At 58.2% G+C, this 12,529-nt stretch carries 10 protein-coding genes; 7 read left to right on the top strand and 3 right to left on the bottom strand.

Features of this window, described 5'->3' with window-relative positions:
* The first annotated feature begins 23 nt into the window (after positions 1–23).
* The 4 genes from AC2D8P_RS08030 (at position 24) to AC2D8P_RS08045 (ending at position 5,619) form a co-directional block, all read left to right on the top strand.
* A complete protein-coding gene (locus AC2D8P_RS08030) occupies positions 24–647 on the top strand; it encodes a LysE family translocator (RefSeq protein ID WP_484701784.1) in 624 nt (207 codons plus the stop codon).
* A gap of 53 nt (positions 648–700) precedes the next feature.
* The gene (locus AC2D8P_RS08035) at positions 701–1,072 is read left to right on the top strand and encodes a hypothetical protein (RefSeq protein ID WP_484701785.1); all 372 of its coding nucleotides are present in this window, start codon (positions 701–703) and stop codon (positions 1,070–1,072) included.
* Between the two features lie 142 nt (positions 1,073–1,214).
* Positions 1,215–4,670 carry a chromosome segregation protein SMC gene (smc, locus tag AC2D8P_RS08040; protein ID WP_484701787.1) on the top strand — a complete coding sequence of 1,152 codons (3,456 nt, stop codon included), beginning with the start codon at positions 1,215–1,217 and terminating at the stop codon, positions 4,668–4,670.
* A gap of 208 nt (positions 4,671–4,878) precedes the next feature.
* A complete protein-coding gene (locus tag AC2D8P_RS08045) occupies positions 4,879–5,619 on the top strand; it encodes an NYN domain-containing protein (protein WP_484701788.1) in 741 nt (246 codons plus the stop codon).
* Positions 5,620–5,677: 58 nt separating this feature from the next.
* Here the strand turns inward: AC2D8P_RS08045 and AC2D8P_RS08050 are convergent, their stop codons facing one another.
* A complete protein-coding gene (locus AC2D8P_RS08050) occupies positions 5,678–6,046 on the bottom strand; it encodes a hypothetical protein (protein ID WP_484701789.1) in 369 nt (122 codons plus the stop codon).
* A 126-nt stretch (positions 6,047–6,172) separates the two neighbouring features.
* On the opposite strand from AC2D8P_RS08050, the gene hemF reads away from it, so the two are divergent.
* A complete protein-coding gene (gene hemF, locus AC2D8P_RS08055) occupies positions 6,173–7,066 on the top strand; it encodes an oxygen-dependent coproporphyrinogen oxidase (RefSeq protein WP_484701790.1) in 894 nt (297 codons plus the stop codon).
* Between the two features lie 313 nt (positions 7,067–7,379).
* Here the strand turns inward: hemF and AC2D8P_RS08060 are convergent, their stop codons facing one another.
* Positions 7,380–9,062 (bottom strand): acyl-CoA dehydrogenase family protein, encoded by a 1,683-nt coding sequence (locus tag AC2D8P_RS08060; RefSeq protein ID WP_484701792.1) that lies wholly within the window; start codon positions 9,060–9,062, stop codon positions 7,380–7,382.
* Positions 9,063–9,235: 173 nt separating this feature from the next.
* On the opposite strand from AC2D8P_RS08060, the gene AC2D8P_RS08065 reads away from it, so the two are divergent.
* Positions 9,236–9,985, top strand: a complete 750-nt coding sequence (locus AC2D8P_RS08065; RefSeq protein WP_484701793.1) for a sulfite exporter TauE/SafE family protein — start codon at positions 9,236–9,238, stop codon at positions 9,983–9,985.
* An 88-nt stretch (positions 9,986–10,073) separates the two neighbouring features.
* Positions 10,074–10,886 carry a class I SAM-dependent methyltransferase gene (locus AC2D8P_RS08070; protein ID WP_484701795.1) on the top strand — a complete coding sequence of 271 codons (813 nt, stop codon included), beginning with the start codon at positions 10,074–10,076 and terminating at the stop codon, positions 10,884–10,886.
* Positions 10,887–10,895: 9 nt separating this feature from the next.
* On the opposite strand, the gene AC2D8P_RS08075 is transcribed toward AC2D8P_RS08070, so the two are convergent.
* On the bottom strand, positions 10,896–12,491 hold the full coding sequence (locus tag AC2D8P_RS08075; RefSeq protein WP_484701797.1) for a phosphoenolpyruvate carboxykinase: 1,596 nt from the start codon (positions 12,489–12,491) through the stop codon (positions 10,896–10,898).
* Between the last annotated feature and the right edge of the window lie 38 nt (positions 12,492–12,529).

Below are 12,529 nucleotides of genomic sequence, written 5' to 3' on the forward strand. Positions count from 1 at the left end.
CCGTTTGAACTGAAAGGTGCATCATGCTGCCGTTTGACACGATCATCTTGTTCCTCTCTGCCGCCACGTTGTTGGCCATGGCGCCGGGGCCGGACAATGTGTTTGTGTTGACGCAATCGGCGATGAACGGGCGGCTGGCTGGTCTGTTTGTGATGCTGGGTCTGACGACCGGGGTATTGGTTCACACGATCGCGGTCTCGCTGGGGGTGGCGGCACTTTTTGCGCAATCCGACATGGCGTTCACGGTGCTAAAGCTCTGCGGGGCGGGGTATCTGCTCTATCTGGCCTATCAGGCCTTTCGGGCGGGGCGCTCTGATTTAACCAGCAGACAGGTTCAGGTGCCATTGGCCAAGCTGTATCTGCGCGGGCTGATCATGAATATTACCAACCCCAAGGTGGCAATTTTCTTTCTGGCCTTTCTGCCGCAGTTTGCCGATCCAGCCCGGGGCCCACTGGGATTGCAGATGTTGGCGCTGGGCGGGTTGATGGTGGTTGTAAACATCGTCGTCTTTGGTGGGGTTGCCCTGGGTGGTGGCACGTTGGGTGGGATGCTGCGCCGTCAACCCGGTGTGCAGGTCTGGATCAACCGGATTGCCGGGGCTGTCTTTGTCGGGCTGGCGCTGAAGCTGGTCACGGCAGAGCGTTAGGCACACGAACCGGTGATTTGACCGCAGGGTCTTGATTGGTTCTCATACACAGCATGACGCGATTATTTGCGATAGTTTTGGGTGTGTTGCTCCTGTCCGGATGTTCTGAAGAAGGGACCCGATTAAGTGCTGAGGAGCTGGACGCCCTAGTTGCGGATGGGGTGCGGATCAGCTGGCAGGGGTATGGGTTTTCCGGGTCTGCGCACATTCATCCTGACGGCCGGGCACGTTTGATCGTGCCGGGCCGCGGAGAGGATCGCGGCGAATGGTGGGTCGATCGCGATCTGATCTGTTCCAAATGGCGTCGGGTTCGACAGGGCGAAACCCTGTGCGCCCATATTGGTATATTCCCGGATGGCAGCTATGAACTACGGTCCCCCAAGCAAAGTTTTCAATGGGGCACATTTGTTGTGGATGACGTCTGAACCCGGCAATTTTCCGCGTGGAACGCCGATATCTTGTGGATAACCCCTAAAGCTGCATCTATATACAGTGCAAAATCGTTGACTCTGATCCTTTCGCCCCAAACAATCACTGGGGATAGGAATCACATTCTGGAAGGTGCCCTTGCGATTTTCGCGGCTCAGGCTGAATGGCTTCAAAAGCTTTGTTGATCCCACCGATCTGGTGATCGCGGATGGGTTGACCGGTGTGGTTGGCCCAAATGGATGTGGCAAGTCGAACCTGCTGGAAGCATTGCGCTGGGTGATGGGTGAAAACCGCCCGACCGCAATGCGAGGTGGCGGCATGGAGGATGTGATCTTTGCCGGGGCGGCGACGCGACCCGCCCGCAATTTTGCCGAGGTCGTCCTGCAGATCGACAATGCCGAACGGCTGGCGCCGTCTGGGTTCAATGATCAGGACACGCTGGAAATCGTGCGCCGGATCACCCGCGATGCCGGATCGGCCTATAAGGCCAATACCAAGGACGTGCGCGCCCGCGATGTGCAGATGCTGTTTGCCGATGCTTCGACCGGGTCGCATTCGCCAGCGCTGGTGCGGCAGGGACAAATCTCTGAACTGATCAATGCCAAGCCGAAATCGCGCCGCCGGATTTTGGAAGAGGCCGCGGGGATCTCTGGGCTGTACCAACGCCGCCATGAGGCAGAGCTGAAGCTGAAAGGGGCAGAAAGCAACCTGTCGCGTGTTGACGATGTGGTCGAACAACTGGCCAATCAGTTGACGCAACTGGCACGTCAAGCCCGGCAGGCAGCGCGGTATCGCAGTATCGGCGAAGAGTTGCGCCAGGCCGAGGGATTGCTGCTTTACCGGCGCTGGAAAGAGGCTGACGAACTGCGGCTGGCGGCGGTTCAGGCCCTGACTGAATGTACTACGGCGGCTGGGGTTGGCGAACGGCAAGCGCGCGAGGCTGCCAAAGCACGCGAAGTGGCGGAAGAAAAACTACCCCCCCTGCGCGAGGAAGAGGCGATCGCCGCTGCGGTTTTGCAGCGCCTGCAGGTTCAGCGCGACACGCTGACCGATCAGGAAGAGCGGGCGCTGAAGGCGATCGAAACATTGAGCGCGCGTATTGAACAACTGACCCGCGATATGGATCGCGAGGCCGGGTTGAACCGCGATGCCGAAGAAACCATTGAACGGCTTGATTGGGAACAAAAGCAACTGGCAAAGGCGTCAGAGGGTCATCAGGACAAGCTGGTATCGGCTGCGGCAGAGGCGCAGGACGCATCAGACATTTTGTCGGATCGCGAAACATCCTTGGGTCAGATGACCGAGGATGTTGCCCGTCTGGCGGCGCGTCATCAATCCGCACATCGATTGCTGGATGACACACGTAAGACGCTGAGCAAAAGCAGTGCCGAGGCCGATCGTGCCCGCTCTGCCGTCGAAGGCGCCCAGACAGCATTGACCAAGGCGAAAACCGATCTGGACGCGGCAGCGACAGCGCAAGTCCAGGCAGAGACTGCGGCTGAACAGGCAGAGGCAGATCTGGTGAAGGCCGATAATGCCAGATCTGATGCGCAAGCGCGGGAGGCCGATGTGCGCGCCGAACGGTCAGAGGCAGAAGGCGAGGCCAATGCGCTGCGCGCCGAGGTGTCGGCGCTGGCCAAACTGGTTGAACGAGATACCGCCGAAGGCGGGCAGGTTCTGGATGTTGTGCGTGTTGACAGTGGCTATGAAAAGGCGCTGGGCGCGGCATTGGCCGATGATCTGCGCGCGCCGCAAATCAGTGCCGATGCGGCATCGGGCTGGGCACCATTGCCGGGTTATGCCAGCCCACAGACCCTGCCAGACGGGGTTCGGTCGCTGAACAACTATGTCGCGGTGCCAGAAGTTCTGGTTCGACGCATCGGGCAGGTAGGGTTGGTGGATGCGGCGGATGGGCCGCGCCTGCAGGCCGATCTGAAACCCGGACAGCGTCTGGTCAGTGTCGAGGGCGATCTGTGGCGGTGGGATGGGTTTCGGGCCGGGGCCGAGGACGCCCCAACCGCAGCGGCGCTGCGTCTGCAACAGCTAAACCGGCTGGTCGAATTGAAGCGCGATCTGGAAGAGGCCAATGCCCGAGCCGAGGGGGCCGTGCGCGCCCATGAGGTTTTGACCAAGGCCCTGGCCGATCTGACCCGTGCTGATCAGGCCGCACGTGAGGCCCGCCGTGCCGCCGACCGCGCTATGACTGAAGCCTCGCGCGCCCAATCGCGGGCCGAGGCCGATCGCGATATTGCGGCAGGGAAGCTGGAATCCCTGACCATGGCCGTGACCCGCCATGAGGAAGAGGCCATGTCAGCCCGCAAAGCCGTGGCCGAGGCGGAAAAGGGCGTGGCCGAACTGGGTGATCTGGAAGCCGCCAGAACAGCAGTTGAAAACATCAAGATGACGGTCGAGGCCGCCCGCATGACGATGATGACCAAACGGTCGCTGCATGACGAGCTGCGCCGCGAAGGTGACGCACGCACCAAGCGAAGCCAGGAAATCACCAAGGAAGTCAGCGGCTGGCGCCATAGGTTGCAAACTGCAGAAAAACGCGCGGCAGAGCTGGCGGAGCGCCGGGCAAACTCGGAAGCGGAGCTGGCAGAGGCGACAGGTGCACCGGATCAGATCGCGGCAGAGCGCGAACAAAATCTGGAAGCCATCGAAACGGCACAGTCCCGTCGCAAGGCAGCGGCGGATGCGCTGGCCAAGGGCGAAACAGACCTGCGGGGTGCGGTGTTGGCAGAACGTGATGCCGAACGCGGGGCCTCTGACGCGCGCGAGGCACGAGCCGCCGCCCAGGCACGCGCCGATGCGGCGGTGGAAACCGTGCATGCGGCCGAGGCGCGGATCAGCGAAGAACAGGATCTGACCCCCCAAGCTTTGTTGGAACAACTGGCCACTGACCCGGACAAGATGCCGGGCGCAGAGACGATCGAGGCCGATGTGAACCGGCTGAAACGCCAGCGTGACGCGCTGGGGGCGGTCAATCTGCGGGCCGAAGAAGATGCCAAAGATGTGCAGGAAGAACATGATAGCCTACTGAAGGAAAAGTCCGACCTAGAAGAGGCGATCAAGGCACTGCGGTCCGGCATTTCTAGCCTGAACAAAGAAGGGCGGGAGCGTCTCTTGACCGCGTTTGAACAGGTTAATTCCAACTTTGCCTTGTTGTTCACGCACCTTTTTGGCGGGGGTGAGGCGAAACTGGTTCTGGTCGAGAGCGATGATCCGCTGGAGGCTGGCCTGGAAATCATGTGTCAGCCGCCGGGCAAAAAGCTGGCCACGCTATCGCTGCTATCGGGCGGGGAACAGACCCTGACCGCACTGGCGTTGATCTTTGCGGTGTTTTTGGCCAATCCGGCCCCGATCTGTGTGTTGGACGAGGTCGATGCACCGCTGGACGATGCCAACGTCACCCGGTTTTGCGATATGCTGGACGAAATGTGCCGCCGCACCGACACCCGTTTCTTGATCATCACGCACCACGCCGTAACCATGGCGCGGATGGACCGGCTGTTTGGCGTGACCATGGCTGAACAGGGTGTCAGCCAACTGGTAAGTGTGGATTTGAAGAAGGCCGAAGCACTGGTGGCGTGATTGGTGCGGTGGGTTTGAGTGCCCCGGGGTGTGAGGGGCAGCAGACATCTTTCTAGTAAGCCGAGTATAGTCGAGGATCATAGTTTTAACTTCGCTATTTCGGTACTGTGGAAAGATTACAGTATCGTGCGTTGCTGCATATCAATCCTTACACTAGGAAATGCGAGGGCCCGATACTAAGGTCTCTGCCAAAAGAAAGTTTAGTGTGATGCAAAGCCCACCCAAACCGCCACTTCTGGCCGTACTAATCGATGCTGATAATATTTCAGCCAAACATGCAGAAGTCATGTTTGAAGAGATCGCTTCGCTGGGCGAGGCTAGCATTCGCCGCATCTATGGGGATTTCTCTGGAGCGGGTGCGCAAGGCTGGACAAAAGAAAAGCTGGCGGCTTTGGCGATTGTACCCCATCAGCAATTCGCCAATACCACTGGCAAGAATGCGTCCGACATTGCACTGGTCATTGATGCTATGGATATCTTGCATTCAGGTCGGTTCGACGGCTTTGTGCTGATTTCATCAGATAGTGATTTCACCCGATTGGCCAGCCGCATACGAGAACAGGGGGTGGACGTGTTTGGAATGGGGATGCGCAAAACCCCAGCCGCGTTCGTGAAGGCATGTAAACGGTTCATTTATGTTGAAAACCTGATCTCTGAGCCATCAAAAACAAAACCGAAACAGAATCCCAAGAATGAAAAAGAGCTGACTGAAGATGCGGCTCAAATAGAAGATCCGACCAAGCTGGTGAACCGCGCAATGGATGCAATCAGTCAGGACGACGAATGGTTCGCGTTGGGGCAAATCGGTCAATACATTACCGCAGCCGCACCGGACTTTGACACACGCAGTTATGGCAAACGCAAACTCAGTGACCTGATCGCTACGCTGAAAACGTTTGAAACGAAACGCGGCGAGGGCAACCAAGTTCTAGTAAGACGAATTGACTAGCAGCCGAGCCGCATCAGCAACGGGCTCATATCCGCCATCGACTACCACTTTTTCAATCTCACCCGGCCTGACAGGCGGCCAAATCAGCCTCCATCCGTTGTTCAGCGCGATTGCGGGCAGACAGCAGGGTGCGCAGGCGGCGTTCTTCGGCCTCTGCATCAATGGGAACGGGCTTGTCACCACCGGCAATGGTCGGCGATGTGCACAGGCTGATCCCGATGTTGGAACTACGGTTGCCTGCGCACAGGTTCACGCCGACGCTTGGCCCGCGGTCGTCAATTGCATAACCTCGGTCCAGATTGGCGCGCACCTCTGCGATCCGCTGATCGATGGTTTCAAGCTCTTGCCGTGCGTCGCTTTCACATTTGGCCTGCGGACTGGTGCAGGCGGCGGTGATCAGGGCAATCAGGATGGCGTAACGATACATGGGGACCTCTGTTCTGGTTTGGGCGAGCCTAGGCCCGATTGGTCCCGCTGCCAAGCGTCGCAGGATCACACTCTGGTCAGTTTGGCTGAAACCCGCTAATCCTGCGCCGAATCGCAGGAGCACCCGATGACCACCGAATTTGCTGACGAGAAATCCCGCGCCTCTGGCTGGTTCCGGGCGCTGCGCGATGAGATTGTAGCCGCCTTTGAACATCTGGAAGACAGCCACATGACCGGCCCGTTGAGCGATACGCCCGCCGGGCGGTTTGAGGTTGCTGAGACCCGCCGCCAGTCTGATGATGGATCAGATGCGGGTGGTGGTTTGATGAGTGTGATGCGCGGCGGCCGGGTGTTCGAGAAAGTCGGCGTCAATGTCTCGACCGTTTATGGGCAGTTGGGCGAACGGGCGCAGGCGGCGATGGCGGCGCGAAAGGGTCTGCCAGGCATGGCAGAAGATCCTCGGTTTTGGGCGTCGGGTATTTCCTTGGTCGCCCATATGCAAAACCCGCATTGCCCCGCGGTTCATATGAACACCCGCATGTTCTGGACCCCGCATGGGTGGTGGTTCGGCGGGGGCTCCGATCTGAATCCCTGTATCGAATATGACGAAGACACCGCGCATTTTCACGGCGTTCAAAAAGTGCATTGCGACCGGCACGGGGCAGAGACCTATCCGCGGCTGAAGGCCTGGGCAGATGAGTATTTCTATATCCCGCACCGCAAACGGGCCCGCGGTGTGGGCGGGATATTCGTGGATGACCACAATACCGGCGACTGGGCGGCGGATTTTGCTTTTATTCAGGATGTTGGCCGGGCGTTTCTGCCGGCCTTTGTGCCGCTGATTGAAAAACGTCGGACTCAGAGTTGGTCCGATGCGGATAAAGACGCTCAGCTTGAACATCGCGGTCTCTATGCCGAATACAATCTGGTCTATGACCGGGGAACGAAGTTCGGGTTGGAAACCGGGCATGACGCGAATGCGGTTTTGATGAGCCTGCCGCCGATGGCCAAGTGGGTGTAACCTGATGGTGGCGCCTGACGGCGCCGCGCTTATATCTCGCCGCCACAGGGGCGGCTCGGGGTGCCTCCGGCGAGAGTATTTTTGCAAAATGAAGTGTGGGATTTCAGGGTTTGTTAACCTTGATCGCCCAGAACTGTGATCGCGGAACAGGTTGGAGAGCCGATGGCTGTGCAAGGTGAAGCCCTATCCGTGTCATATGCTTGAATTCGTGGATAGGGTGGATATCCATTCTTCATTTTGCCGGAAATACTCCGGGGTTTGGGGCAGGGCCCCAACGCGCACGTAGTGCCAGAACGTGTGGCGCGTTAGCGCCTCAGTTAGACAACAGGCGTCTGGCGATGACCTGTGCCTGAATTTCCGCTGCGCCTTCAAAGATGTTCAGGATACGTGCGTCACATAGAATGCGGCTGATCTGGTATTCCTGGGCAAAGCCGTTGCCGCCGTGGATTTGCAGACCATTATCGGCAGCGGCCCAGGCGACACGAGCCCCCAGTAGTTTCGCCATCCCGGCCTCTAGGTCACAGCGCTTGTCGTGATCTTTCTGCCAGGCGGAATGATAGGTCAGCTGACGGGCGATCATGATTTCCACTGCCATCATGGCGAGCTTGCCAGCCACGCGCGGGAAGTTGATCAGGGATTTGCCGAACTGCTTGCGGTCGATGGCGTATTGCATCGACACCTCAAGCGCGTTTTGGGCCACGCCAATGGCGCGCGCGGCAGTTTGGATGCGGGCGCTCTCAAACGTCTGCATCAGCTGTTTGAAGCCTTGCCCCTCGACCCCGCCCAAGAGGTTTTCGCCCTTCACCTTGAACCCATCAAAGCCCAGTTCGTATTCTTTCATCCCGCGATAGCCCAGAACCTCGATCTCGGTCCCGGTCATGCCCTCGGTCGGGAAGGGGTGTTCATCCGTGCCCGGTGTCTTTTCCGCCAAGAGCATCGACAGGCCACGGTAATCGGTGGTGTTGGGGTCGGTGCGGGCCAGAAGAGTCATCACATGGGTGCGAGCCGCGTGGGTGATCCAGGTTTTGTTGCCGGTCACCTCGTAATCGTCACCGACCTTCACCGCGCGGGTGCGTAGGCTGCCAAGGTCAGATCCGGTATTGGGTTCGGTGAAAACAGCCGTAGGCAGAATCTCCCCGCTGGCCAGTTTCGGCAGCCAGTTTTGTTTCTGCTCAACCGTGCCACCGCACAGGATCAGTTCGGCGGCAATTTCAGACCGCGTACCAAGAGAGCCCACACCGATATAGCCCCGGCTGAGTTCTTCGGACACCACGACCATCGACGCCTTGGACAGGCCAAAGCCGCCCATCTCTTCGGGGATGGTCAGGCCAAAGACGCCCATTTCTGCCAGTTCCTCGATGATCTCCATCGGGATCAACTCGTCCTTCAGGTGCCAACCATGGGCGTTGGGTGTTACACGGTCATCGGCGAAACGGCGGAACTGTTCGCGGATCATTTCCAACTCTTCGTCCAGACCGGTGGCGCCAAAGGTGGCATGGCCGTGATTGTCCTGCATCAGTTCGACCAGACGCATCCGGGCGGCGTTTGAATTGCCGCCTTCGGTCAATGGCGTGGTTGCTGTGCGAAGGTCTGCCAGATCATCCTCTGTCAAGCCAAGGTCACGGGGGCGGGCGATCTCTCCCTGGCTCATGGGGATGCCGCCGATGATCTGGTTCAGGTATTCACCAAAGGCAATCTGATGGATCAACTGTTCCAACTCTCCAAAGCGGCCCGCCTTGTCCAGACGTTCGGCCCATTGCTGCATCTGCACAAGCGATTCGACATAGGTGGCGAGCCAGGACAAAGCGTGGGCAGAATGCTGGTGTTCTTCGACCCGGTCACCTGAGATGCGACCATCCACATTAACGCGATCATAGAGATTTGATTTTGCAATATTAAACAGATTTTGTGCTGGTGAAACCGCAGCTTTTGTTGCGTCCAAAAGACCGGGAATTAAAGGTGTCGAGGTCATCGAAATTTGTCCGTCATGCGCCATTGTATCTGCCCCTTAGGGATTTCGCTCTTGATAGTTACTTTGCACCTGCAGCGCAACAAAAATACGAAACATGATTGGAAATTGAACGATAATATCAACTCGAAATATGATGCGTTGCCCCAACAGGCCGCGTATAGCTGTCGTGCAGCTTTGGAGATGTCGGTTTGGGAGACATGGAGTTTCAGGTTCTGGTGTTGATATCGCTCGTGGCTTTTGGGGCGGGGGCGATAAAGGGTGCGGTTGGTTTTGCCATGCCGATGCTGATGATATCGGGCTTGAGTCTGTTTTTGCCAATGCATGTTGCACTGGCGATTTTGATCCTGCCAACCATGCTGACCAACGGGGTGCAGGCACTGCGGCAGGGGTGGCGCGCCATGTGGCACACGATCCAGAGGTTTCGCATATTCCTGATGGTCGGGCTTGGATTTCTGGTCGCCGGGGCGCAGTTGATCCTGATGCTGTCACAGGCGTCTTTGTTTTTGGTGATCGGGGTGTCGGTGACGCTGTTTTCCGTCCTGCTTCTCAGCGGGTTTCGCTGGGCAATTCGACCGGAGTCTCGATCTCGGATCGAGGCCGTTATCGGTGCCGTGGCCGGATTTATTGGTGGTTTGTCAGGGGTTTGGGGGCCGCCGACCGTGATCTATCTGACCCTGCTGGAGGTCCCCAAGCAAGACCATATCCGGGCGCAGGGGGTGATTTATGGCCTGGGTTCTGTCGCATTGTTTCTGGCCCATTTTCAGACCGGGGTTATTTCAAAAGAGACCTTGCCGCTGTCAGTTTTTGCGGTGTTGCCGGCCGTGGCGGGCATGTGGTTGGGATTTAAGCTTCAGGACCGTCTGGATCAAAATCTGTTCCGCAAACTCACCCTGATCGTTCTGATCCTGGCCGGATTGAACCTAATCCGGCGGGGGGTTTTGGGGTAGCTGCAGCACGTCGGTATTGCGTCGGTATTGCGACGGTGACGAAACGGGCACCGAATTTGTGCTATGTGTCAGCAAAAGGGGGGGTGTGATGACACAATCAGATAACGTTTTTACCGGGGCGGTTCCTGAAAATTACGATCGCTTTCTGGTGCCACTGATTTTCGCGGATTATGCGCGCAATCTGGCGCGGCTTGCGGCGCAGGAGGCGCCCAAAAATGTGCTGGAGACAGCAGCAGGCAGCGGGGTGGTGACGCGGGCGCTGGCCCCATTGCTGGACCAACGGGCCCGTTATGTGGTTAGCGATCTGAACGCGCCGATGTTGTCCCACGCGCGATCAGTACAGCCCCAAGACCCGCGGATTGATTGGCGTGTGGCTGATGCGTTGACCTTGCCATTTGAAGAGGGCGAATTTGATGTTGTCCTGTGCCAGTTTGGGGTGATGTTTTTCCCGGATCGGATTGCCGGGTATCGAGAGGCGCGCCGGGTGCTAAAGCCTGACGGTGCGTTTCTGTTCAACGTCTGGGACCGGATTGAGGAAAACGAGTTCGCGGATGTTGTCACCACGGCTGTGGGAAAGTTGTACCCCGACGATCCGCCGCTGTTCATGAAGCGCACACCGCACGGTTATCATGATACGATCCTGATCGAGAAAGAGCTGAAGCAGGCCGGGTTTACGCGCATCACCATCGACACGGTGCGCGCCACGAGTGTGGCCAAATCGGCCCTTATCCCGGCGCAGGCTTATTGCCAGGGAACCCCGTTAAGAGACGAGTTGGTGGCACGCGACCCACGGGGACTGTCGCAGGCGACGCGGGTTGCGGAACAAGCGATCCAGCAACGCTGGGGGGATGGACCGGTGGAGGCAAAAATTCAGGGTCACGTCATCGCGGCGCGACCCTGATTATTGTGATCAACCGATGGCGATGGCTTTGACATCGTCGTCGATATAGGCCTCGTACTGGGTGAAGTTCTTGGCGAACATATCCACCAGCTTGGCTGCCTGACGATCATAGGCGGCGCCGTCGGCCCAGGTGCGGCGTGGTTGCAGCAGAATGTCGGCCACGCCAGGAACATGGATCGGAACGTCAAAGCCGAAATTTTCATCCTTGCGGTACTCGGCATCGGCCAGGGTGCCATCCAGTGCGGCCGTCAGCAGCGCGCGGGTGGCCTTGATCGGCATTCGGGATCCTTCGCCATAGGCGCCGCCGGTCCAGCCTGTATTAACCAGCCAGCAGGTCGCGCCGTGTTTGGCGATCTTTTCGCGCAAGAGGTTGCCGTAAACCTCTGGCCGTCGCGGCATGAAGGGGGCGCCGAAACAGGTGGAAAATGTGGGCTCCGGTTCAGTCACACCGCGTTCGGTGCCCGCAACTTTGGACGTGAAGCCCGACAGGAAGTGATACATTGCCTGCGCTGGCGTCAACCGCGCGATCGGGGGCAGAACGCCAAAGGCATCGCAAGTCAGCATGATGATGTTTTTCGGATGCCCGCCCAGCGAAGTTTGCGAGGCGTTGGAAATATAGTCCAAAGGATAGGCGCAGCGCATGTTGGCGGTGAGGCTGTCATCCTTGAAATTCAGATCCTTGGTTTCCTCATCAAAGATCATGTTCTCGATGACGGTGCCGAATTTGGTCGTCGTTGCGTAAATCTCTGGTTCGGCCTTGGGATTCAGATTTATGGTTTTGGCATAGCAGCCGCCCTCGAAATTGAAGGTGCCGCGGTTGGACCAGCCATGTTCATCATCACCGATCAAGACCCGTTTGGGATCGGCGGACAGGGTGGTTTTACCGGTGCCCGACAGGCCAAAGAAGATTGCCGTGTCGACCGGATTGCCCTGGGCGTGGTTGGCCGAGCAATGCATCGGCATGATGCCTTTGGCCGGCAGCATGTAGTTCAGGAGCGTAAAGACTGATTTCTTGTTCTCGCCCGCATATTCGGTGCCTCCGATCAGGATCAGTTTTTTGTCGAAGTTCAGCGCAACGACGGTTTCCGACCGGCACCCGTGACGTTCGGGGTTTGCCTTGAAGCTGGGGCAATTGATGACGGTAAACTCGGGAACGAATTCATCCAGATCCTCGCGGTCGGGACGGCGCAGAAGGTGCCGGATAAACAGGCCGTGCCAGGCCAGTTCGGTGACCATGCGCACGTCCAGGCGATAGGCCGGATCAGCGCCGCCAAAAAGGTCCTGCACGAAATAATCGCGGCCCTTCATATGCTCGATCATATCGGCGTAAAGCACATCAAAGGCTGCCGGTTCCATCGGGGCGTTGTTGTCCCACCAGATCGAGTCTTTGACGCTGGGTGTGTGGACGACAAATTTGTCGTTGGGCGAGCGGCCCGTATGTTTGCCGGTTGTCACCAGAAACGATCCACCCTTGCCCAGCGTGCCCTCGCCCCGTTTCAGGGCCTCTTCGATCAAAGTGGGTTCGATGTAGTTGTAGTGAATTTCGCCCAGACCAGTAATGCCTTGTGTGTCCAGGGTATGTGCGGGATTGACCCGTCCTGCCATCTGTCAGCTCCTGTTACCGTTTCCTGAAACGGCTTTGA

This window comes from Roseovarius sp. YIN77, assembly GCF_057219155.1.